The sequence below is a fragment of the Streptomyces sp. NPDC059909 genome (assembly GCF_042730885.1).
Classification (GTDB): Bacteria; Actinomycetota; Actinomycetes; order Streptomycetales; family Streptomycetaceae; genus Streptomyces.
Genome location: NZ_JBHWKX010000049.1, coordinates 1 through 22397 on the forward strand (window position 1 = coordinate 1; position 22397 = coordinate 22397).

At 70.2% G+C, this 22397-nt stretch carries 22 protein-coding genes and 2 pseudogenes; 13 read left to right on the forward strand and 11 right to left on the reverse strand.

Features of this window, described 5'->3' with window-relative positions:
• Positions 1 to 266: pseudogene (locus ACFV9O_RS27675) on the forward strand (hypothetical protein); the annotation flags it as partial.
• 275 nt (positions 267 to 541) lie between these two features.
• Here ACFV9O_RS27675 and ACFV9O_RS27680 read toward each other — a convergent pair.
• The 3 genes and pseudogenes from ACFV9O_RS27680 to ACFV9O_RS27690 all read right to left on the reverse strand — a co-directional run.
• A pseudogene (locus ACFV9O_RS27680) lies at positions 542 to 690 on the reverse strand (IS5/IS1182 family transposase); the annotation flags it as partial.
• A 95-nt stretch (positions 691 to 785) separates the two neighbouring features.
• Positions 786 to 1262, reverse strand: coding sequence for a hypothetical protein (locus ACFV9O_RS27685; protein ID WP_385422404.1), 477 nt, complete (start codon positions 1260 to 1262; stop codon positions 786 to 788).
• The gene (locus ACFV9O_RS27690) at positions 1262 to 2395 is read right to left on the reverse strand and encodes a molybdopterin-dependent oxidoreductase (RefSeq protein WP_385422406.1); all 1134 of its coding nucleotides are present in this window, start codon (positions 2393 to 2395) and stop codon (positions 1262 to 1264) included. The genes ACFV9O_RS27685 and ACFV9O_RS27690 overlap by 1 nt, the downstream gene beginning before the upstream one ends.
• A gap of 224 nt (positions 2396 to 2619) precedes the next feature.
• On the opposite strand from ACFV9O_RS27690, the gene ACFV9O_RS27695 reads away from it, so the two are divergent.
• Both ACFV9O_RS27695 and ACFV9O_RS27700 read left to right on the forward strand, forming a co-directional pair.
• Positions 2620 to 4080 (forward strand): glycosyltransferase 87 family protein, encoded by a 1461-nt coding sequence (locus tag ACFV9O_RS27695; RefSeq protein ID WP_385422408.1) that lies wholly within the window; start codon positions 2620 to 2622, stop codon positions 4078 to 4080.
• Positions 4081 to 4159: 79 nt separating this feature from the next.
• Positions 4160 to 6079 carry a M64 family metallopeptidase gene (locus ACFV9O_RS27700; protein ID WP_385422410.1) on the forward strand — a complete coding sequence of 640 codons (1920 nt, stop codon included), beginning with the start codon at positions 4160 to 4162 and terminating at the stop codon, positions 6077 to 6079.
• Here ACFV9O_RS27700 and ACFV9O_RS27705 read toward each other — a convergent pair.
• The 3 genes from ACFV9O_RS27705 to ACFV9O_RS27715 form a co-directional block, all read right to left on the reverse strand.
• Positions 6072 to 6881: an SAM-dependent methyltransferase gene (locus ACFV9O_RS27705; RefSeq protein WP_385422412.1), complete on the reverse strand. Its 810-nt coding sequence runs from the start codon at positions 6879 to 6881 to the stop codon at positions 6072 to 6074. The two genes, ACFV9O_RS27700 and ACFV9O_RS27705, sit on opposite strands and share 8 nt — an antisense overlap.
• Before the next feature lie 89 nt (positions 6882 to 6970).
• The gene (locus ACFV9O_RS27710; RefSeq protein ID WP_384237117.1) at positions 6971 to 7207 is read right to left on the reverse strand and encodes a DUF397 domain-containing protein; all 237 of its coding nucleotides are present in this window, start codon (positions 7205 to 7207) and stop codon (positions 6971 to 6973) included.
• Positions 7208 to 8068 (reverse strand): helix-turn-helix transcriptional regulator, encoded by an 861-nt coding sequence (locus tag ACFV9O_RS27715; protein ID WP_385422415.1) that lies wholly within the window; start codon positions 8066 to 8068, stop codon positions 7208 to 7210.
• A 209-nt stretch (positions 8069 to 8277) separates the two neighbouring features.
• On the opposite strand from ACFV9O_RS27715, the gene ACFV9O_RS27720 reads away from it, so the two are divergent.
• The 3 genes from ACFV9O_RS27720 to ACFV9O_RS27730 all read left to right on the forward strand — a co-directional run bounded on the left by ACFV9O_RS27720 (position 8278) and on the right by ACFV9O_RS27730 (position 10275).
• Positions 8278 to 8748: an ATP-binding protein gene (locus tag ACFV9O_RS27720; protein WP_385422417.1), complete on the forward strand. Its 471-nt coding sequence runs from the start codon at positions 8278 to 8280 to the stop codon at positions 8746 to 8748.
• Between the two features lie 5 nt (positions 8749 to 8753).
• Entirely contained in the window at positions 8754 to 9161 is a 408-nt protein-coding gene (locus ACFV9O_RS27725; protein WP_385422493.1) for a hypothetical protein, read from the forward strand.
• A 292-nt stretch (positions 9162 to 9453) separates the two neighbouring features.
• Positions 9454 to 10275, forward strand: a complete 822-nt coding sequence (locus tag ACFV9O_RS27730; protein WP_385422419.1) for a metallophosphoesterase family protein — start codon at positions 9454 to 9456, stop codon at positions 10273 to 10275.
• A 232-nt stretch (positions 10276 to 10507) separates the two neighbouring features.
• Here the strand turns inward: ACFV9O_RS27730 and ACFV9O_RS27735 are convergent, their stop codons facing one another.
• Complete coding sequence (locus ACFV9O_RS27735) at positions 10508 to 10882, reverse strand: cupin domain-containing protein (RefSeq protein ID WP_385422495.1); 375 nt, start codon at positions 10880 to 10882, stop codon at positions 10508 to 10510.
• Between the two features lie 168 nt (positions 10883 to 11050).
• Positions 11051 to 11809: a hypothetical protein gene (locus tag ACFV9O_RS27740; RefSeq protein WP_385422421.1), complete on the reverse strand. Its 759-nt coding sequence runs from the start codon at positions 11807 to 11809 to the stop codon at positions 11051 to 11053.
• A 485-nt stretch (positions 11810 to 12294) separates the two neighbouring features.
• Here ACFV9O_RS27740 and ACFV9O_RS27745 point away from each other — a divergent pair, with 485 nt between their 5' ends.
• Positions 12295 to 13041: an SDR family oxidoreductase gene (locus ACFV9O_RS27745; RefSeq protein WP_385422423.1), complete on the forward strand. Its 747-nt coding sequence runs from the start codon at positions 12295 to 12297 to the stop codon at positions 13039 to 13041.
• Positions 13042 to 13379: 338 nt separating this feature from the next.
• Here the strand turns inward: ACFV9O_RS27745 and ACFV9O_RS27750 are convergent, their stop codons facing one another.
• On the reverse strand, positions 13380 to 14006 hold the full coding sequence (locus ACFV9O_RS27750) for a TetR/AcrR family transcriptional regulator (RefSeq protein ID WP_385422425.1): 627 nt from the start codon (positions 14004 to 14006) through the stop codon (positions 13380 to 13382).
• 73 nt (positions 14007 to 14079) lie between these two features.
• Between ACFV9O_RS27750 and ACFV9O_RS27755 the strand changes: the two genes are divergently transcribed.
• The 5 genes from ACFV9O_RS27755 (at position 14080) to ACFV9O_RS27775 (ending at position 19264) form a co-directional block, all read left to right on the forward strand.
• A complete protein-coding gene (locus ACFV9O_RS27755) occupies positions 14080 to 14781 on the forward strand; it encodes a hemerythrin domain-containing protein (RefSeq protein ID WP_385422427.1) in 702 nt (233 codons plus the stop codon).
• Entirely contained in the window at positions 14778 to 15752 is a 975-nt protein-coding gene (locus tag ACFV9O_RS27760; protein ID WP_385422429.1) for a hypothetical protein, read from the forward strand. The genes ACFV9O_RS27755 and ACFV9O_RS27760 overlap by 4 nt, the downstream gene beginning before the upstream one ends.
• Positions 15753 to 16222: 470 nt before the next feature.
• The gene (locus tag ACFV9O_RS27765) at positions 16223 to 17422 is read left to right on the forward strand and encodes an amidohydrolase family protein (protein WP_385422431.1); all 1200 of its coding nucleotides are present in this window, start codon (positions 16223 to 16225) and stop codon (positions 17420 to 17422) included.
• A gap of 195 nt (positions 17423 to 17617) precedes the next feature.
• Entirely contained in the window at positions 17618 to 18514 is an 897-nt protein-coding gene (locus ACFV9O_RS27770; RefSeq protein WP_385422433.1) for an arylamine N-acetyltransferase, read from the forward strand.
• 375 nt (positions 18515 to 18889) lie between these two features.
• Positions 18890 to 19264, forward strand: coding sequence for a winged helix-turn-helix transcriptional regulator (locus tag ACFV9O_RS27775; protein WP_385422435.1), 375 nt, complete (start codon positions 18890 to 18892; stop codon positions 19262 to 19264).
• A gap of 326 nt (positions 19265 to 19590) precedes the next feature.
• On the opposite strand, the gene ACFV9O_RS27780 is transcribed toward ACFV9O_RS27775, so the two are convergent.
• Both ACFV9O_RS27780 and ACFV9O_RS27785 read right to left on the reverse strand, forming a co-directional pair.
• Positions 19591 to 20688: an NADH:flavin oxidoreductase gene (locus ACFV9O_RS27780; RefSeq protein ID WP_385422437.1), complete on the reverse strand. Its 1098-nt coding sequence runs from the start codon at positions 20686 to 20688 to the stop codon at positions 19591 to 19593.
• A gap of 124 nt (positions 20689 to 20812) precedes the next feature.
• A complete protein-coding gene (locus ACFV9O_RS27785) occupies positions 20813 to 21775 on the reverse strand; it encodes an NmrA/HSCARG family protein (protein ID WP_385422439.1) in 963 nt (320 codons plus the stop codon).
• A gap of 50 nt (positions 21776 to 21825) precedes the next feature.
• Here ACFV9O_RS27785 and ACFV9O_RS27790 point away from each other — a divergent pair, with 50 nt between their 5' ends.
• Positions 21826 to 22392 (forward strand): TetR/AcrR family transcriptional regulator, encoded by a 567-nt coding sequence (locus tag ACFV9O_RS27790; RefSeq protein ID WP_385422441.1) that lies wholly within the window; start codon positions 21826 to 21828, stop codon positions 22390 to 22392.
• Positions 22393 to 22397 lie beyond the last annotated feature (5 nt).

Consider the following 22397-nt stretch of genomic DNA (forward strand, 5'->3'; position numbering starts at 1 on the left):
AAACAGGGCAAGAACCTGCTCGACGTGGTTACCCAGCTCTTCGACGGCCGAGGAGCCTGGATCCCCATTCCAGCCTGACCACCAAACCAGTCACCACCGACGAACAGCTCGACACGGTCGGCTTCTCGCAGTACCCGTACGGCTCCGACCCCGACGACCCGTTCATCACCGTGCTGTCGGGGGCCAACCTCGAATTCATCCACCACATGGCCGAGATCGCGTTGCTCCGCGACCTGTGGCAGGCCCGCTTCACCACTCGCGGGTAGGCCCGGGCGCGCCGCGAGGGTGTTCCATGGCGTTTTCCGATCCACGCGCCAGTGAGCGGTTTGTCACCTGCCGCGTGAGCTTGCCAGTTGAGCTGACAGGGCAGCGAAGCCCCTGGTGGATGGGTTTTCGACCAAAAAATACCTCTCCACCAGGGACTTCGTGTGCTCGTCCACCGTCCGGCATCGACGTGTCCCGACATCAAGGCCACCCGCGCCCACGGCATCATCGACGCCCTCGCCGAAGCGGACGTGGCCTGCTGGGCCGACAAGGGCTACCGCAGCAGCTTGCCGAACACGATCGGGTCGGCTGTCCGCGGCCTGTGGCAGGCCGATGGATGTCCTGGGTCATAGCGCGGCCGCTCGGGCAACAGTGTCGCGAACCGTCCCAGAGCGGCTCGGTCAGCCATGATGGCAGCACGGGCACAGGGCCTCCATGCGATCACAGAGCGTAGGAACTTCATGACAAGGACCTGTGCCCGTCCCACTGCAGGGTTACTTCACATCCATCTGCGCAACCTCTTAGGTCTTCTCGGCGTCGGCCTTCTCCGCCTCCGCTGCGCGGGCCTTCTCCGCACGACGTACCCGCCGCCGCTCCGGCCACCCCGACACCGTGCGCGCCGCCCGCGGCAGCAGCAGCGCCGCGGCGGTCAGGGCGGCCACGACGCCGAGTGTCAGCAGCCAGTTGCGGAGGTAGTCCAGCGGCAGCGCGGACGGGTTCGTCGGCGCGCCCGGGCGCAGCAGCGGCGGCAGGGCGATCAGGGTCAGGGCTCCGCAGACGACGAGGCCCGCCCGGAGTGCGCCGCGCGCGGGCAGGGCCGCCAGGAGGAAGCCCACCGCGATGACGAGCGGCGCGATGACGCCGTCGTGGAGGACGACCGCCCCGGCGAGCCAGACCACGACGTCCGACGGATCGCGCACGGTGCCGGCACCGAACAGCAGCCACGCGCCGAAGCCCATCAGCCCGACGCCCACCGCACCGGCCACGAAGCGGAGCATCACAGCACCTCCAGCCGTGTGACCCATTTGGTCTGGAGGACACCGGGCCGGTTGGGGGCGATGATGCGGGCGGGGAAGCCGTGGTCGAGCGAGAGGATCTCGCCGTTGAGCCGCAGGGCGAGGAGCGTCAGCGGGTCGCGTGCGTACCCCCGGCCCATCTCCATGATCCGGTAGGCCCCGCGCCGCTCCAGTGACGTCACGCGCAGCAGCGCACCGGGCGGCGCCCCGGCCCGGTCCAGGAGGTCGCGGATCCGGACGCCCGTCCACTGGGCCGACTTGCTCCACCCCTCGACGCAGGCGATCGGCAGGGTCACGGTGTGCTGGGGCATGGCCCGGAGCTCGTCGAGGCTCAGTTCGTACGGGCGCGGCCCGGCCACCGTCAGCCGCCAGCCGGCCGCGGGGACTCCGGCGGCGAGCCCGGCGGCCGCCGCGGTGCGGTTGACCGGCAGGCCCTGCGGTCCGTGGTCGGGGTGGCGCGGTGCCAGCAGGTCGAGGCGCTTGAGCGGAGTGAGGGACTGGCCGACGGTGACGAGCGTGACCGCGCCGACGGCGGCGGCGACGCCCGCCAGGAACGAACGCCGGTCCGGCTGGTCCTCGGCCGGCAGCTCCAGTGTCCCGGGCGAGCGACGGCTCCAGTGCGCCTTGATCTCGGGGGCCTTGACCGCGAGGTGCAGGAGCAGCGCGCCCACGAGCACCCAGGCCACGGCGTAGTGAACCGGCACGAAGGAGAACGGCCAGGGATACCACTGCACGATGTTCAAGAGCCCGCTGAACAGCTGGAACACGCCCGCCGCCACCAGCACCGCCACCGACAGCCGCTCCAGTGCGTGCCGCACGGACCGGGCGGGCGGCCACATGAAGAGCCGCGGGTACACGGTCCACAGCTTCGCCATCAGCAGCGGGATCGCGGCAATCCCGCTCGCCACGTGCAGGCCCTGCGTCAGCCGGTAGCCCCAGACCGGGCGCGGCGGCAGGAGCGGCTGCAGCCAGTCCGGCGGCTTCTGCAGGAAGTGGCTGATCAGCCCGGTGAGGAAGCACACGGCGATCGCGACGCCGAGCCAGCGGCCGACGGCGGTCGCCGTACGGGGGTCGTGCAGGCGGCCCTTGAACGACGGCAGGGGCGGCCGCTTCATCGTCGGCAGCTTCAGTGCTGGTCGCTTCAGTGCCGGCCACCGCATGGCCGGCCACTTCGGGGCGGACCGCTTCCCTGCGGACCGCTCCGATGCCGGTGGTCGAAGCCTCATGCCTCCATCACACCCCCGGAAGCCCCCTCCGGCGCGCTCGGGGCACCTTACGGATCTCTGACATCCCCGGGCGGTGCAGGTCCGGCGAGCGCCCCGGCTGCCAGGCTGAGCAGGTGATCACCCCGCGCACCTTCGCCACCGGCGTCCTGCTCGCCGGCCTCACCGCCGTGCTCGCCGTGACCGTCCGGCAGGACGCCTACTTCTCGGACCCGCTCGGCCTGGTCCGGTGGTACGGGCCGTGCTGGCTGTTGTTCGCGGCGGCGGCCTGGTGCCTGCGGAAGGTGCCGGTCCGCCACGCCGTGGCGCTGGTGATCGGCGGCTCCGTCGTCGTCGCCGCCACGGGGCTCCTCGCTCCCCCGCGTACCAGCACCGACATCTACCGGTACGCCTGGGACGGACGGGTGCAGGCCGCGGGGATCTCGCCGTACGACCATGTCCCCGCCCATCCCGCGCTCGCCCCGCTGCGCGACCCCTGGCTGTTTCCCACGGGCGTGGACTGCGCGGGTCCCGGCCGGGCCCGGATCGCCGCCCTCGAAGGCGAGGCGACCGAAGAGGCACGCCACGAGCCGGGGCAAGAGCCGGACCGAGAGGTGCACTGCACCCGGCTGAACCGGCCCACCGTCCCCACCATCTATCCCCCGGTCTCGGAGGGCTATTTCCTGCTCGTGCATGCGCTCTCCCCGGACGGCACCCGCCACAAACCGCTCCAGGCCGGCGGCGCGCTGCTGTCGGTCGGGGTGACAGGCGTGCTGCTCCTGGTGCTGCGCCGCCGCGGCGGCGATCCCCGGCAGGCCGTCTACTGGGCGTGGTGCCCCGCGGTTCCTCTGGAGGCGGTGAACAACGCCCACGCCGACGTCCTCGGCGTGCTCCTCGGGGTGGCCGGCCTTGCCGTCGTCGCCCGCCACAAGGCGGCAGGCGGCGCCCTGCTCGGCGCCGCCACGGCGACCAAGCTGCTGCCCGCCGTCCTGCTGCCGGGCGCGCTGTCCGGCGTCCGCAGACTGCGTGACGCGGCCGCGGTGCTGCTCCCGGCCGCCGCCGTGGTGGCGCTGACGTATCTGCCGTACGCGCTGCTCTCCAAGGGTTCGGTGTTCGGCTATCTGTCCGGCTACGTCGAGGAGGAGGGTTACGGCGATGCGGCGTCGCGCAGCCGGTACGCCCTGCTCCGTCTCGTGATGCCCGACGACTGGGCGCCGTGGGCCATGGCCGCCGGAGTGCTGTGCGTCGTCGCGTATGTCCTGCTGCGCGGGGATCCCGAGCGGCCCTGGAGCGGTGCGCTGCTCGTGACCGGCACCGCGTTTCTGCTGCTGACGCCTCCCTACTCGTGGTACGCGCTGCTGCTGATCGCGCTCGTGGCGCTGGACGGCCGGTGGGAGTGGCTGGGGGTCGCCGCGGCGGGAGCCGCGAAGTACGTCACCGTCCACGCGGACGCCGACCCGTACACCGTCAGCGCCACGGCCTACGGGGTCGCGGCCTGCGCGGTGCTCGCCGGCTGCGCCCTGCGTGCGAGCAGCCGTTCGGCAGGCCGTCACGACGACCGCGTCAGCACGGGGCCCGCCCGGTCGATCCGGCCGTAGCGGTTCGCGCCGGGACCGGCGCCATGGCCAACTCGACTGTCTTTACGGCGCGTTGAACCAATCCCTACGCTCCCGCCCCATGGACACCTCCGTCATACGCTTTTCCAGAGCCATGGCGCTCGCCACTGCGAGCGCCCTGTTCCTCTCCGGGCTCCTCGGCGTCGGCACCGCGCCCTCCGCATCGGCGTCCGCCGCCGCGCCCGTGACCGAGAACGCCACCGTCGTCCCCGTCCAGACCACGGGTCCGGCCGACAAGCGCTTCAATCTCGTGGTCCTCGGCGACGGCTACACGGCCGCCGGCATGGACGAGTTCCGCGCGGACGTCGACAAGCATCTCAACGTGCTGTGGAGCACCGAGCCGTTCGCCTCGTACCGCTCGTACATCAACGTCTGGGCGGTCGAGGTGCCGTCCCCCGAGTCGGGTGTCGACTGTGACCCATCGCTGGACGCTCCACGCCGGGCCACCCCGCTGAACATGGGCTTCTGGGGCGGCTGCAACCCGGGCAGTGTGCAGCGCCTGCTCACGGTCGACAGCGGCGCCGCGACCGCGTTCGCGGATCTCGTCACCGGTACGACGGGCGCCAACCGCCAGATCGTGGCGCTCGCGAACAGCGACACCTACGGAGGCGCGGGCGGTACGTACGCCACCGCGTCCGGCGGCAATGCCCTCTCCTCGCTCATCACCCCGCACGAGATAGGCCATTCGCTCGGCAAGCTCCAGGACGAGTACGACTACTACGGCCGCGGCGTCCCCGGCGGTACGCACACCGGAGGCGAGCCCGCCTCCGTGCACCACACCCTCCTCACCGAGGAGGAGATGCGCGACCAGCGGGCCAAGTGGTGGCGCTGGCTGGGCGAGAAGAGCGAGTCCGGCGGGGTCATCGGCCGCTACGAGGGCGGGATGTACAGCACCAAGGGTGTGTGGCGGCCCAGCAAGCACTCGATCATGAAGACCCTGGGTTATGCCTTCGACCAGGTGGAGCGGGAGGTGATGGTCCGCGCGATCTCGGCGAAGGTGAACCTCGTCCAGGACCACACCCCGGCCACCACCTCGATCGGGGCCGACCGGACGGTGTGGGTGGACACCCTGCACCCGGTCGGTGGCGAACTCGACGTCGTCTGGCGGCTCGACGGCCGCCGGCTGCACCACGCCGACGGCGCCCGTACGCTCGATCCGCGCCGCCTCGGCATCGGCCGCGGCACGCACACCCTCACGGCCACGGTCAGCGACCCGACCCCGTTCGTCCGCGACCCCGCGATCCGCGCGTCCGCCGCGCTGACCCGCACCGTGGGCTGGACGGTCGACACGTCCGTACAGACCCCGCACACCCCGGTCCCGGCCGCGTTCACCGGCCACACCGACACCAGCGCACCCGTCGGGTCCACGTCCGTCGTGTACGCCGACACGACGCACCCCGGCGACCGGACGTACGCCGTCCGCTGGTCCCTCGACGGCCGCCCGCTCGCGAACCCCGGCAACGACCGCGATCTCGACCTCGGCGCGCTGCGGATGAGTCCGGGGACGCACACGCTCACGGCCAGGATCGTCGGATCGTCCGTGTCCGCGCTGCGCTGGACCGTGGACGCGGCCCCGGCCGCCGGGTCGTATGAACTGTCCGAGCCGCTACGGACGGTGCACCGGCCGGGCCGGCCGCCCGAGTACGTCTACGACGGCCCGTTCACGATGCGGCTGACCGCGCGCGACGACCGGCCCGGCACGGTCGTCTCGCAGTTCCGGGTGGACGGCGACGGCTGGTACACGTACTACGGCTGGCCGACCGACGCGGACGCACCGTTCCGCTTCACCCCGACCGGCACCGTCATCGACGATCTCGTCTACGGAAAGCTCGGCACCCCGCGCGCCGTCCCGTGGGACGACTCCACGCCCGACTACGGCACCCACACCGTCGAGCACCGGACGATCGACTCGGCCGGAAACACCAGCAGGGCGACAAGTTTCCTCGTCACCCTGCTGCCTGCCGGAGGGAGCGTCAGCTGACGCGCGCGACGCCCGCGTAGCCCGGAATGGGGTCGTCGCCCATGACGTCGATGACCTCACCGAGCTCCGGGTGCCAGTCGGCCGTCAGCGAGACACCGGGCTCGACGAGCTCGAGCCCGTCGAAGAAGCGTGTGAACTCCTCGCGGGAGCGGGTGCGCAGGGTGAGCCCGCGGGCCTTGTACATCGCCCGGGCCTGCGCCGCCTTCTCGGGGTCGAAGTCGCCCGTCGTGTGGGAGAGCACGAGGTGGCTGCCGGGTGCGAGCTGCTGGACCAGCCGGTCCACCAGCTCGTACGCCCCGTCCTCGTCGTCCACGAAGTGCAGGAGCGCGAGCATCGAAAGGGCGATCGGCTGCGAGAAGTCGAGGACCTTGCCGGCCGCCTCCAGGATCGCCTCGGGCTCGCGGGCGTCGGCCTGGATGTACTCGGTGGCGCCTTCGGGGGTGCTGCGCAGCAGCGCCTCGGCGTGGGCGAGCACGATCGGGTCGTTGTCGCAGTAGACGACACGGGACTCCGGGGCCACCTGCTGGGCTATCTGGTGCAGATTGGGCTCGGTGGGGATGCCGGTGCCGATGTCCAGGTACTGGCGCACACCGTTCTTGCCCAGCCAGCGCGTGGCACGGTGCATGAAGGCCCGGTTGACGCGTGCCATGTCACGTCCGCGCGCGTCGAGGGCGAGGAGCTGCTTGGCCATCTCCTCGTCCACCGGGTAGTTGTCCTTGCCGCCGAGGAACCAGTCGTACATCCGGGCCGGGTGCGGCTTGCTGGTGTCGATCCGTACGGCGGCGGGGTCTTGCCCGGTCATCTGGCGTCTCCAAGGGTCTGCGACGGGTGGGTGCGACAAGAGGACGAACGAACAGCACGTGCTGCACGGGATGTTGAGCCCGGGTCAGATCACGTCAGGAGGAAGTCTGCCTGACCGGCCTTGGCTCCCTGGATGAAAGCGGCGATCTCGCCGTGCGTGTAGATGAGGGCGGGGCCTTCAGGGTCGGCGGACTGGCGCACGGCGACCCTGCCGTCGGCCAGCTTCATGGCCTCGATGCAGTTGCCGCCGTTGCCGCCGCTCCACGGCTTGTGCCACCCCTCCGAGCCGAGCTCACGGGCAGGCATGCCGTTGTATATGCGATCCATTCACAGCTCCTTGCGGACGCCCCGGAGGATGTCCTTCGTGCGTTGTGCGGTGGCGGCCTGGGCCGCCATGCGGTCCATGACCTCCAGGTGCGAGGCCACCTCGGGGCGCGCGTCGAGATAGACCGCGCCGGTCACGTACTCGCTGTAGACCATGTCGGGCAACTCGGGCACCGCGAACCGGAAGAGGACGAACGGTCCGTACGTGCCGGCGTGCGGCCCGGTCGCGAACTCCGCGACCTGAAGGGTGACGTTCGGCAGCGCGGTGGCTTCGAGCAGCCGGTCGATCTGGGCCCGCATCACCTGCGGGCCTCCCGCCGGCCGGCGGAGCACCGTCTCGTCGACGATCACCCAGAATCTGGGGGCCTCGGCCCTGGTGAGCAGGGCCTGTCGCTCCATACGGAGGGCGACGTGCCGCTCGATGTCGTCGGCGCTCGTGCCGCCGAGGGCACCGCTGCGCATGACGGCGCGCGCGTAGTCCTCGGTCTGCAGCAGCCCGGGGACGAAGTGCGGCTCGTAGGCCCGGATGAGGCTGGCGGCACCTTCCAGGCTGACGTACATGCTGAACCAGCCGGGCAGGACGTCGTGGAAGCGCTGCCACCAGCCCGGCCTGTTGGCTTCCTCGGTGAGCTGCACGAAGCCGTCGGCCTCGTCGTCGGTGATGCCGTACGCCCTGAGCAGCAGCTGCACGTAGGGGATCTTCAGCGCGACCTCGGCCATTTCCATCCGGCGGATGGTGGCAGGGGCGACGCGGAGGACCTTGGCGGCCTCCTCGCGCTTGAGGCCGGCCCGCTCCCGCAGATCCTGCAGTCGCTTGCCGAGCACGACCTGTCCCACGGTGGGGGCGGACCGCGGCTCGCTCACTACAGACCTCCCCAGCGCCCTGTTCTCGATGTCCCGACGAGTGTGCCATGCCACTGTCCCCCAGAACTCGACACTCTGCAATTTTCAGAGTGCCTCTTGCCAAGTGTCGTCGCCGGGTGGAGAGTGACCCGGTGAACCAGTTCACGAGGCCTGCCGCTGCCCGGGGAGAGGCATGTTCGGCACTGCTTCCCCACCGTGAAGGATTGGTCGTGGCACCTGGTAACGCGCTCAGCCCCCAGCTCGTCGGTCCGTACGCTCCGGTGTCTGCGGTTCCGGCGATTCGCCGCTTCGGCTTCGAGCTGCCAGGCCGCACCGACTCCGTGGCACGGGCCCGGCGGCTGATACGGGAGCGGATGCAGCGCTGGGGCATCGGCGGCGACCCCCTCGACACGGTCGCGCTCGTCGCGTCCGAACTGTTCACGAACGCCGTTGTGCACACCGCGAGCGATCGCGTGCTGTGCGAACTGCGCGACACGGAGGGCCAGTTGCGCATAGCGGTACAGGACGAGGGCTGCCCGCCCGGCGAGCCGCGCCTGTGCCGTGTCTCCGAGGACGAGCGCGGCCGCGGGCTGCTGCTGGTGGACGCGGTGAGCAGCGCCTGGGGAGCGCACGACGCCCAGCCGGGACCCGGCCGTATCGTGTGGGCCGAGCTGGCGCTCGACGCGTGGCGTCCGTGCTGAGGACGATGGCCGGGCTGCTCTCGCGCAGGCGGGACGAGGGCGGGGACGGCTGCCCGCAGCTGGACGTACCGGCCGGTCTGCCGACCACGCTGGGTTGCGACGCGGTGGGGGTGCCCGCGCGACACGGGCGGCGGATGCTGATGCGCCTGCCGCACACGGGCTGTGTCTACTCGGACACGGACTGGTGGTGGTGGATCGTGCCGACGGGCTCCGACGTGGAGCTGACCTGGCCGTTTCCCTCCTACTACTCCCGCGGGGCGTATGTGCCGACCTCGACGGCGCGGCTGATCCACTGGCCCGACGACCCCAGCCCGTACACCCCGCCGATCCCGCTCTACCTCATGATCTGCCAGATCACGGGTACGGCGCCGGCGTGGGCGAGCTACGGCCTCCGCAGCCCGCAGGGAGCCTGAGCGCGGCAGTGGCGGGCCCCGGCACACGCCAAGCCCGCCGGCGTTCGCGGACGGACGCCCCGGCCCACCGACCGGTATCGGGCACACCGACGGGGCCTGGGGGCCGGCCCAGGTACGGGAAGGGGCGGGGCGGGGACAAAGCCCGCGGCCGCCGCCGCCCCAGCTCACTCCGCCTCACTCCACCCTTGCCCGGGTCCGCCCCGCGCAACGGGGTGGTGGTGGCGGACAGTTGGCGCCCCACGATGGGATGATCGGCGCAACGTGTCCGGTCGGGTCCATTCACGGGGGTTCGATGTCTCTGCTCGCCATCAGTGATCTGCACGTCAACCACCCGGAGAACCGCAAGCACGTCGACGCCCTGCGCCCGGACTCCGACGACGACTGGCTGCTGGTCGCGGGCGATGTGGGCGACCTCGTGCAGGACGTGGAGTGGACCCTGCGGATGCTGCGCGACCGGTTCGCCACGGTCGTCTGGGCGCCGGGGAACCACGAACTGTGGACCGTGTCCGCCGACCCGGTCCAGGCACGCGGCGTGGAGCGCTACGACCTGCTCGTGGAGATGTGCCGGCAGCTCGGCGTCGTGACGCCGGAGGATCCGCACCCGCTCTGGACGGGCGAGGACGGACAGTCCGTCGCGATCGCCCCACTGTTCCTGCTGTACGACTACACCTTCCGCCCCGACGGCACGGCCACCAAGGACGAGGCACTGGCCCAGGCGCACCGCGCGCATGTCGTCTGCACCGACGAGCACCTGCTGCACCCGGACCCGTATCCGAGCCTCGACGCGTGGTGCCGGGCACGACTGGAGCTGACCAGGTCGCGCCTGGACCAGGTGCCGGCAGAGCTGTCGACGGTACTGGTCAACCACTATCCGCTGGTGCGCGAGCCGACGCGGGTGCTGAGGTACCCGGAGTTCGCGCTGTGGTGCGGGACGGAACAGACGGCCGACTGGCACGTCCGGTACCGGGCCCGGGCGATGGTCTACGGGCATCTGCACATTCCCCGGACGACCCGGCACGACGGAGTGCCGTTCCACGAGGTGTCCGTGGGCTATCCCCGCGAGTGGCGGCCACGCGGTCGTGGGCCCGCCCGGCCCACGACCGTGCTGCGCTGACCCGCGGTCAGCAGACAGCACGTCAGCGCCCAAGGCGGGCCGTCGAGTACGCAGAAGCGGGCCCTGTAACCAACAGCGACGCCACGGACCCCAAGGTCTTCGGAACCGTGCGCGCAGGTTCGGATCCTGCCGGCCGATCCAGACCGTGCCGGTCGTCCTGCGGCAAGCCGGTCCGCAGACCACGCAACGGATGCCTCCGAGACAGTCTTGCGCCCGGAAAGCGCTCGCCCCGTCAGCCTGCGGAGGGACGCGGGGCGCGCAGGTGCGCCCGCTGCTTCAGCTCGTCCTCGTCGACCAGCGTGTACATCGGCTGACCCGGCTCGCACAGCATGAACGCGACGAACTTGGTCGACGCGTCCGAGAGAGCGTTGGCGTCCTGGTAGTGGATCACGTCGCCACCCGGCTCCCAGAACGTCTCACCGGCGGTGACCACGCGTTCCGGCTCACCCTCGATCTCGAAGCGGACCGCGCCCTCGATCACGTAGCCGAAAGCCGGCCCCGCGTGGCGGTGCGGTGGAAGGCCGGGGTGACCGGGAGGCCACGTGACGAGGATGGTCATCCCCGAGGCGCCCTCGGGGATGAAGGGCGGCTGGACGTCCGCAAGCATCTTGGGTCCGAACTCCTGCTCGGCCGTCTCGTTCACTGAGTCCTTCTCCGACACTGCAATACACCTCCGTAAGCCTGCCCGAAACGGACAATCTCGTGTCGGCCACCGCCTCCTGGGCAGGTGCACCGTCGGCTCGTTCGGAGTTGACCGTGTCCGTCAATTCCGGGCTCACACAACGTGGTTCGCAGTGGAGACACGATTCGGGCCCGCATCGGCGACACGCCGTGCGACGTGTGCCTCGTACAGACAGCACCCCAGACCAGGGTGTCTCCGGCCGGCCGCCTCCGCATCCGGGGCCGAGGCGGCCCTGACCGTGCCGGCGGAAGGCAGCGTGCGGCAGTGACCGAAGCTGGCGGCCACGATCGCGAAGGCGTGCGTGTCCTCGAGGACGGTGGCGGTCTCGCTCTCGTGCAGGTCGCTTGCCTGGTCCAGGACGTCGTGGACGGTGTGCTTGCTGGAGTCAGGGTGGTGAGGAGCCTGTGGCGGAATGCGGCTTCCTCCCGCGGCGTGCCGGAAAGGCGCGTACGGGTTCCGGCGGTTCAGCTCGGTGTCGAGAGGACGTCGAGTGGGTGCCGCCCGCAGCCGCTCCAGCAGGATGAGAGCCGCCGGCAGCGGATCCGGGCCCAGCGTCTCCCACGTGCGGTGCAGGGCGCGCATGCGGTCCGACGCCTGGACCCGGTCAGCGATCAACCGCCCCGTCGGCTGGCCCAGCGCCACCGTGTCCGGCGCGCATTGTCGGCAGCACAACACCGCGGACGTCGCGGAGCGTCTCACCTTCGAGAGCCGCATTGACGACTCGACCGGCGCGTTGTCCGCGCTCGTGCCAGCCCAGCCCGCGGAGAGCGGGTGCGCGTTGCCCAGGGTCGCCTCACGCGTGGCGGTTGCCGAGTTGGCGCGTCGGAGGGAGGCGCACTTCCGAGTGATCACCGAGGCAGTGTAGATATTGACGATAAGTCATTAAAATGAATATGACTCTCTATACTGCTGGATTCCCCACCGACCGCCCGGCGGACCGCCAGGCCCGACTCGGTCTGGCGGTCGATCTCGTCGGGGAAGTCGCGGAAGATTTGGAAGGTGTCAGCGCTGGCGCTGGGTCCAGGCCCCAGCTCGCCCATGGCTCGTACCTCCGTCACTCCGCAGCTTGACCTTGTCGACCCGGACCGGCAGTTCGGGCAGGAAGACGACCTCGCCCGCCCGGGACCTTGGTGCCGTACCTGGCGGTGAACGCGCTCAGCGCCGCGTTGGCCCGGTCCACTGCTGCCGCGCTGCCCGCGCTGTACAGTCCGTCGAGATGAGCGGATGCGAGGGCCATCGGTGGACGGCACGGCTGCTGCGACACCGACTGCCGGGATGTGGTCATGGCCGCTGAGGGTGACGCTGGGAAGGGCGGCACGAGCAGAGGAGGGATCACCATGCGAATCGCCGTCGCCGGCGCAACCGGGAACATCGGGGCCCGCACAGTCGCGGCCCTGGAACAGGCCGGCCACGAAGTCGTGCGTATCGGCCGCTCACTCGGCGTGGATCTGACCACCGGGGACGGTCTGGACGCCGCACTGACCGGCGTCGACGCCGTCGTGGACGCTACGAGCTACCACCAGGCAGAGAACCGGGACCAGGCGGTGGCGTACTTCGGCACCATGACCCGGAACCTGCTCGCCGCCGAGGAACGGGCCGGCGTCCGTCACCATGTGCTGCTCTCGATCGTCGGCGTCAATCGCGTCGAGGGCAACCCACACATGGCCGGCAAGCGTGAGCAGGAGCGCCTCGTGGCCGAGGGCCCGGTGCCATGGACGATCGTTCCTGTCACGCAGTTCCACGACTTCGCCGCGATGGTGACAACTTGGACCGAGCAGGACGGCGTCGCGCCGATCGCACCGCTGCTCGTGCAGCCGATCGCGCCCGCGGACGTGGGCGACATCCTCGCCGAGATCGCCACGGGCGCACCGCAGGGGCGTTACCGCGATGTCGCCGGCCCGGAGCCGCAGGACCTGGTGGACATGGCCCGGCGCACCAACGACGCGCGCGGACACGCGGTCAAGCTCGTGCCGACGTGGTCATCGCTGTTCGGCTCGGACATGGCCGGCGACGTACTCCTGCCCGGCGAGGGCGCCCGCATCGCGCCAACCACCTTCGAGCAGTGGCTCGCAAAGCCGCAATAGTCTCACCCGGCCAGCACGACCGCAGCGGCAGGCCGGTCCACGCGGGAGCCCGGCGACGTACAGCTGCGCTGTTACGTGGACCTGCGCCGGGAGATCGGCTGGTGGCGTCGCTGGCCAGCCGGGTTCCGGGCTGCGGGCGGGGCTCGTGGTGTCCTGGTCCGAGATCCTGCCGCAGTGGCGGCAGATGCGTTCGATGTTGGTCGCACGAGGGTGATCGGGGACGTCGTGGCACACCGGCTTCCTCGACCATCTGCTGCAGTAGCGGCGTGCGGCGCTGGTAGCGCACGGTCAGCCCCGGCACCTGATCCACAAAGCTAACGTTCTTTGAAGGCGACCTTTTAGTCGTAGTCCTTCAGCAGCGCCTGGCAGGCGGAGCGGGCGGTCCAGGCCTGGGCGCGGTCGAACGGCCAGGCGCGTTCGCCGACGAGGGTCATCCAGGCGTGCGGGCCGAGGTGGAACCAGAGGATGTCGACGGCCTCCGCGTGGGAGACGTCGGCACGGAGCGCGTCGAGCGCCACGAGGCGGTCGGCCACGCGGGTCAGCGCCTGGACGTAGTCGTCGGCTCCCCTGTCCAGAACCGCTTTGACGGCGGATTCCCCCGGCGGGTCGCGGTAGAAGAGCCCGTACACGAGGTCCCAGTGGCGTTCGTGGGTGAGCCGGGTGCCCTCGGCGGTCAGCTCGATCACGGTGCGCGGGTCGTCGCTGGCATCGATGGCGGCGAGGTTGTCGGCGATGTCCGGGTCGGTGAGGGCCGGCTCCAGCAGAGCCGTCAGGATGCCCGGCTTGTTCCCCACGCTGCTGTAGACGGTCGGGACGGCGACCTTCGCCGCCTCCGCGATCTCCCCGATGGTGACCCCGGCATACCCGCGCGCCAGGAAGAGCCTGTGTGCGCTGCCCAGGATGGCCTCACGTGTGGCGGTGGCCGCGTCGGTGCGGCGGGGGGAGTGGTACTTCCGAGTGGTCACCCGCGCATCCTACCCCCCGCACGAGGAGTCACCATATTGACGATAAGGGCATTCAATGAATATGTTTATCTCCATGACTATGGAGTCTTCTAAAGAATCTGCGGCGGTCGTTGAGACCCGCCTTGCCCATCAGGTGCATCGCGTTGCGACCACCCTGCTGGCCGAGGCCGCCGCCCGCCCCTCGGTGCCGCTCGGCGCACTGGCGCAGCTGCGTGACTTCCTCGTGGCGAACCTGCGCCATCACCACGAGGCCGAGGACGAGGACCTGTGGCCGCGGATCGTCACGGCGGCGTCGGCCACGGAACACGAGCTCGGTGTGCTGAGCGAGGAGCACGAGCGCCTGGACGCCGCGCTCGACCTGCTGGCCGCGGTGAACATGACCGGCGACGAGGTCGAGGACGGGGCCAATGAAGCCGTCGGCACGGGCCTCGGCGGAGGCGGTGCGGTGGACGGAGTCCGGGCCGCTCTGCGGGACGCGGCCGTCGCGGTGCGCGACACCGTGCACGACCACCTGGCCCACGAAGAGCCGGTGCTCTTCCCCGCGCTCCGCGACCACATCAGCCCCGAAGACTGGCAGGACTTCGCCCAGCGGGTGATCGCCACCACGCCGCCCGTGGCCGGACACCTCATGGTCGGCCTCCTCGACGAGGTCGGCACGCCCGCCGAGGTGGAACTGGTGCTCGCGGGCCTGCCGGAGCCGGTACGCCCACTCCTGCCTGCCATGCGCCGTCAGGCCACGGAAGACCTGCGGATCCTGCGCGGGACCGGCTCATGACCACCACCCCTGTCCGGTGGCCGGACGCGGCGGACGCCGTGATCAGGGGCGACCTCACGGTCGCGGCCGCCTACATCACCCCGGCCGGCGGCGCCGTGGTCACCAGCGTCTCGCCGGTAGGCCTCGCAGACCGGCAGGCGGGCCTTGTCGGCTTCACCACCTCGCTCGGCTTCCCGAAGAAGCTGGAACGCATCCTTGGGGACCCGCACGTCTCGCTCGCCTACCACACGCGTGATCACGGCTTCGCCGCAAGTAGCTCGTACGTACTCGCGCAGGGCACCGCGTCGGTTGATCTGCGCCCGTCACCGGAGCGCCTGACGGAACTGATGCGGGCCTCGGAGCCCTTCCTCGGGGAGACCAGACGCGGGCCGATGTGGGACTGGCTGCTGCGCGAGTACCACCAGGAGCGCGTCTTCGTCGACGTCGAGGTCGAGCGCGTCACCGTCTGGCCCGATCTGGCGGCCCGCGGAGCGATGACGGTCACCGGCGCCGCCTGGCCCGAGCAACCGAACGCGCAGAAGCCACCGAAGAACGGTACGGGCCCGCGCGTCGACCTCGCCGCGGTCGCCCGGCAGATCGGCGGGCTGCCGCACCGACTGCTGGCCTACCGCGGCGCAGACGGCTTCCCTGTCATCGTCCCGGTGGCGGTCACCGGACACGACACTGCGGGACTGCACCTCGACGTGCCACCCGGGCTGTTGCCGCCAGGCGGGCGCAGAGCCGGCTTCCTCGCCCATACCTTCCGGCCTCAGTGCGTCGGGCTGGGCATGCGAACGCTCACCGGATGGCTCACCGTCACCGACGAAGGCGCCCGCTACGCCCCCCACACGACCAAGGGCCTGGCAGCGCCACCGTACAAGACACTCCTGACGGTCTCGAACGGCCTGCTGGCCAAATACGGGCTATGGCGCGCCCGTCGCGACGGCACAGCCGACCGCCTCCAGCACCTCGCCCGCGGCCCGATGGACTGACACGGAAGGCCACGGGGCCGCCCCGCGATGCCGAGAGCCCTGACGGCCTGCGGAGCCGCCCCTTCTGACGGCCGGACTCAGGGCGACGTCTCCGCCCGCCTATGGAATCTCGACGCCACCCGCCCGGCGCCCGGACCCCAACGGCGTTGCGCTCGACGCCGGCACCGCCCTGAGAGCGCACACCGCTTGCTGCTGCTCCGCTGGCGGTGTCCGGACGACCCGGTGCCCGGCACGAGTCGACCAGCTCCTGCCAAGCACGCGTCTTCCGCACCTGCCTGAACAGACCAGATCCGACTTCGTCCGAAAACTGACGAGAAGAAGCCGACCTCCTTACCGACCTGACGCACCGGGTCGCCGGCTGCGCGCGGCTGCGGAGCCGGCCACCGCGCTGCACCACCTCTCGAAGGCGCGGAATTCCTGTCACCGGGCGGATCGCCGCGTGACACTCACTTTCCGATCGGAGAAATCTGATGAATTCCTTTGCCATACACGCCGGTTCGATGTTCGACGGCTTCAGCCTGTCGGGCCCCGCCACCGTGCACGTCTCGGGCGACCGCATCCTGCGTGTGGACCGCACCGGCGCCCTGCCCGCCGATGGCACTCAGGTCATCGACCTCGGCCGCTCGGCCTGCCTGCTGCCCGGCCTCATCGACACCCACGTCCACCTCGCCTTCGACGCCGGCCCAGACCCCGTGACCTCCCTGGCCGCCACCTCCGACAGCGACCTGCTTGCGCACATGCGGGCCGCGGCCCGGTCCGCTCTGCTGGCCGGCATCACCACCGTGCGCGACCTCGGCGACCGCGGCTACCTCTCGCTGGCCCTGGTGGAGGAGACGGCCCAGCACCCGGAGCAGGGTCCGGAGATCCTGGCCGCCGGCCCGCCGCTGACCACGCCGGGCGGCCACTGCCACTTCCTCGGCGGCGAGGTCGAAGGCGCCGAAGCGCTGCGAGCCGCTGTGCGCGAGCATCACACCCGAGGCTGTGCTGTCATCAAGATCATGGCCAGCGGCGGCCACATGACACCCGGTTCCGTGCCGCCGCACGCGTCACAGTACGGCCCGGAGGACCTGCGTACCCTCGTGGACGAAGCACACCGCCTCGGCCTGCCGGTGGCCGCTCACGCCCATGGTGTCCAAGCCATCAGAGACGCCGTCGAAGCGGGCGTCGACAGCCTGGAGCACGTCTCCTTCCTCACCGCTGACGGCATCGCCTCCGAGACCGCCGACCTCATCGACGCCATCGTGAGAACGGGAACATTCGTCAGCCTGACGCTGGGCATGGACCCCGGCGAAGCCGTGCAGCCGCCCAAGGGCATGGCCGCACATGTCATGGCCGCGCACGTCAATGCCATCTTGGACACCTACCGCAACCTGCACAAGCACGGCGCCAACGTCGTCATCGGATCGGACGCCGGTATCGGGCCCTGGAAGCCCCACAACGTCCTCCCCCACGGCGTGGCCGACCTGGCACGGCTGGGCGTCGCGCCGCTGGACGCGCTGATCTCCATGACCAGCCTGGCGGCCCGCCTGTGCCGTGTGGAGGGCCGAAAGGGCCGGATCACCGCCGGTGCCGACGCCGACATCCTGGTCGTCAACGGCGACGTCGAGCATGACCCTGCAGCCGTCCTGGACGTACAGGCCGTCTTCCGAGCAGGGACCCGAGTGCGCTGACATTCCTCCGGCCGCTGACACCCGCCGACAGTTCCGGGCCGACTGCGCTCGCCAGGAAGCCGTTTCCAACAGCGGCAAGCCCGCTGGACGGCCCGGGCTGTGCCGGGGCACCCGCGAACGTTCCCGCGCAACCGCGCTACAGATGAGCCACTCGCAACAATCCGTCACATTCAATTGGCTGAGGTGTATTCGGTCATGCCCCTTGAACCCTTCATCGCCCCCTACTTGCTGCGTCTCGGCCTTGCTCTCGACGAACACCGCAAGCCCTCGGCCACCGGGCTGCGGGCGCTGCACAGGGCCCATGTCGAACAAGTGCCCTGGGAAACCCTGGAGATCCACCTGGGTCGGCCGACGACCGTGGACCCTCACGAGTCGATAGCCAGGATCCTGCAAGGGCGCGGCGGATACTGCTTCCACCTCAACGGCGCCTTCGCCACCCTGCTGATCGCGCTCGGCTACGACGTCACCTTGCACCGGGGCGGAGTGCACTCGACCCCCGACTCACCGCCGCCCGGCGCCACCGGTGGACACCTCGTGCTCACCGTGGACTGCGAGGGCCAGACCTGGGTCGTCGATGTCGGCTTCGGTGATGCCCTGTACGAACCGATCCCTCTGCGCGCGGGCAGCTTCCGGCAGGGGCCCTTCACATACAGGCTCCGGCCGTCGCAGGTCGAGCCGGGCGGCTGGCGGTTCGACCACGACGAGCGCGGCGCTTTCGCGGGGATGGACTTCACTATGGCACCCGCTGCACTGACCGACTTCGCCGAGTGCCATGCGGTGATGTCCACCTCGCCAGACTCGCAGTTCGTCCGAACCGCCTCGGCAATGCGCCGACGCGCAAACGGCGTCGGCCAACTCCGGGGCTGTGTGCTGAGCACCACCGACGACAGCGCGGCACGCAGCGGGAACTGTCCACCGCCGACGAGTGGTTCCGCGTCCTGGCCGACACCTTCGGCATCACCTTGGACGAGACAGATCCCGCGGAGCGTATCGCTTTGTGGGAGAGGGTACGCGCCGCCCACACGGTCTGGCAGGCGACCCGCGCCAAGCCCGGATCCACCAGTCGGTGACGTTGTGTGGGCTACGGTTTGATGACCTTGCCGTCGACGTTGTGTCAATTCCGTGGCCCACCTGGCCGAAGTCATGGTCACTTCCGACGCACTGCACACCCAACGCGAGCACGCCGACCACCTGCGTGCCCCACAGGCTCACATCGTGTCCGTCAAGGGCAACCAGAAGAAGCTCCGCAAGCAGATCAAGTCTCCTCCGTGGCAGGCCATCTCGCCCAAGGCCGGGTCAAGGACGTCGGTCCCGCACGCTCGGAGATCCGCCGAATCAAGGTCGCAACGGTGAACAACCTGCTGCTCCCCCGGCACACGACAGGCCGTGCAGATCAAGCCCGCTCAGTGCCTTCGGTGTGCGACGGCGCAAAGGGCTTCACAAGGCAAGGAAAGGACGCCCGACACCATGGTGAGCAGGACACAGCAAGAGCGATGCGCGGGCGAGTCGTCCAGACGGGTGGATCCCGCCCTCACACGCGCGTTCATCCTGCTTGGCAAGCGATGGACCGGGCTTGTCCTGGCTGTGCTGACACAGGGACCGGCGCACTTCGCCCAGCTACGCCGGGCCATACCGGGAATCAGCGAGCGAATGCTCTCAGATCGGCTCACCGAACTGGTAGCAGTCGGCCTGGTCGTCCGCCAAGTCGATCCCGAGCCACCACTACGGGTCAACTACAGCGTGACTGCGGCAGGCGAGGCCGTATGTCCAGCACTACGCGAGCTCAGCCGCTGGGCCGACGAGCACCTTACCGGCGACATCCCGTCAACTTCTCGGCCGTAGACGACCGAGCGTGTTGGCTCTGTCGTTTACGCCTTGTCGCGCGCGCACGCCAGAGCCGTGACCTGCGCCTTCACGATGCACACAGCCCAGTGGTCCAGCGTACCGATGGGCGGAGCCGACATGGGTCAAGTCTTTCCTGAGGAGGCTTTTCGTGACCTTCCAGCCGGACCTCGCGATGGGCGGCTCACCGCACGACCCATGACGGCGCAGTGACCGCGTTGGCTATGGGGCGCCGAACCGCATGCGTCGGGCCGGAGGTGAGGGAACGGGAATCAAACCGGATGCCGACCGGCGGGCGGCACCCGGCTGTCGGGGGAGGGGAAAGGTCAGAACAGCGTCTCCTCCGCTTCTGGTGTGAACGGAATGAATCCGTCGACCCGGCCGTCCAGAACCTTCCTGGCCCACTCGGGGTCGACCAGGAGTGCCCGGCCGACCGCGACGAGGTCGAACTCATCGCGCTCCAGGCGCTCGGCCAGCGGCTCCAGCCCGGCCACCCCCGCGCTGCCCTGAGTGACGTCGGCGTTGAGGCCGACCGAGCCAACCGTGATGGCCGTCTTGCCGGTGAGTTTCTTGGCCCAGCCTGCAAGGTTGAGGTCGGACCCTTCGAACGCCGGCTCCCAGTAGCGCCGCGTGGAGGCGTGGAAGGCGCTGACTCCGGCATCGGCCAGAGGAGCGAGCACCGCCTGCAACTCGTCGGGGGTGTCAGCGAGCCGGGCATCGAAGTCGCTGGCCTTCCACTGAGAGAAGCGGAAGATCACCGGGAAGTCCGACGAGACCCTCTCCCGGATGGCCTCCACGACCTCGGCGGCGAACCGTGTCCGCTCCACCGCGTCGCCCCCGTACTCGTCCGTACGCCGGTTGGTGTAGGACCACAGGAACTGGTCGATGAGGTATCCGTGCGCCCCGTGGATCTCGACTCCGTCGAAGCCGATCCGCTCGGCGTCCGAGGCCGCTTGCGCGAAGGCGCCGATGACATCGTCGATGTCCGCGCGGGTCATGGCGCGGCCCCGTCCCTCCGTGCCGGTGAGGGTGAGGCCGGACGGTCCCATCGGAGGCGCGTCGGGAAACGGCGGCTGCCCCGGTTCGCGCACCATGCCGATGTGCCACAACTGCGACACGATGCGTCCGCCCGCCGCGTGCACAGCGTCGACCACCCTGCTCCAGCCTGCGAGTTGCTCCTCGCCGTGGAGGCGGGGCACGGCGGCGTCATCGCCGGCCGACGGGTGGTTGACGTACGTGCCCTCCGTGATGATCAGCCCCACTCCGGCTGCGGCGCGGCGCGCATAGTAGGCGGCTACGTCCTCGCCCGGGACTCCTCCGGGCGAGAAGGACCGGGTCATCGGGGACATGGTGATCCGGTTGGGGACGGTCAGCCGTCCCAGACTGAATGGCCGGGACAGGGCCCCGGCTGCAGAGGTTGTCACTGTGCTGCTCCTTGAGCGTGTGCAGGTGGATCGTGTACAGGGGTGGGATGGAGGGCCCGCAGGCCGGCGCAGCGGTGGGCTGCCTTGGGGGCGCTGTGTGCAATCCGCGGACTGCAATGGGCGTTCAGCGGGTACCCGAGCGGTCGAGCAGCGCCTCGATCATGGACTTGCCCTCCCGTGCCAGCCAGGTGTCGAAGTCCATCAGGGCCGGATGCTGTGCCCGCAGCGCCGGGATGTCCGCCTGCCAGCCGGCGAAGGAGAACGTCCCCTCCGCGCGACCGGCGACGGGCGGCGAAGCGGCAGGCTTGCTGCGACCGGGGGGAAGCGGCAACGTGCGGCCGGTGGCACGGGCGATGGCGCTGAGGATTTGATCGCTGGTCAACTCATCGCCGGCCAGCTCGATCGCCTTGCCCAGGTACTGTTCGGGGTCGCCGAAGGCGAGGGCGGCGAATGCGCCGATGTCGCTGAGGGCGATGAGCTGAACGGTGGCGCCGGAAGGGATCGTCGGGATGAGCGCGTGCTCCCCGGTCAGGCCGTACGTCGGGTCGGCGTGATTTTCCATGAACATGACCGGGCGGAGAATCGTGGAGGGAATACCCAGAGCGCGGATGCGCTGCTCGACCTGCCACTTGATCTCCCAGTGCGGGATGCCGGTGTCCCGATCGGCGCTGCCCACGGACGCGTACACGAGATGCTCCACACCGGCTTCATGCGCGGCTTCTGCGACATTCAGCCCCCGCTGCAGCTCATTCTCGGCGAAGTCCGGCGGGATGAGGGCGGGCTGCACGCTGAACACTCCGTACGCGCCCCGGACGGCGACATCCAGGGACCTGCGGTCGTCCATGTCGCCGCGGACCAGCTCGGCGCCGATCCGGGCCAGCTCCTGCGCCGCCGAGCCGGCCGGATTGCGCACCAGTGCCCTCACCCGCCATCCGTCGGCGAGCAGGTGCCGGGCGGTGGCGCCTCCCTGTTGGCCGGTGGCCCCGGTGACGAGAATGGTTTTGGCTGTCGGGTTCATGGGTTCTCCAGTGCTGTGGCGCGTGCTACCGGAGCGCCGCTCCGGTAGAATGGCGAATATACGGAGCACTGCTCCGGTAGTCAATGGAGCACTGCTCCGCTTCGAGTGAGGTGCTGATCTTGCCGCAGACGTCTCGTGCCGATGCCCGCAAAAACCGTGACCTGGTACTGGCCGCGGCGAGGGAGGCCGTCGCCAAGCACGGTACGGACGCGTCGCTGCGCGACATCGCCCGTCGCGCGGGCGTGGGCATCGGGACGCTCTATCGCCACTTCCCCACCCGTGAAGCACTGCTCGAAGCCCTGCTCAACGCCAACTTCGACGGACTGCGCACTCGGGCCGACAGCCTGCTCACCTCACCCGTGCCGGGCGACGCACTCCTGACGTGGCTTGGAGAACTGACTGCCGGAGCGGCCACATATCAGGGCCTGCCGGAGTCGATCATGAATGCCCTGGCGAACGAGGAATCAGGACTGCATGCCTCCTGCGCCCAGATGCGCTCGGCAGCCGGGCGGCTGCTGGAACGCGCGCAACAAGCCGGCTCGGTCCGGAACGACGTGACCGTCAGCGAGGTCATCGCACTCGCCCTCGGGCTGGCCTGGGCGGCCGAACGGTCCGTCGAACCCTCGGACCTGGCCGCCCGCCTGCTCTCCACGGCGATGTACGGGCTTGCCGACCGCGGCCAGTGACTGCG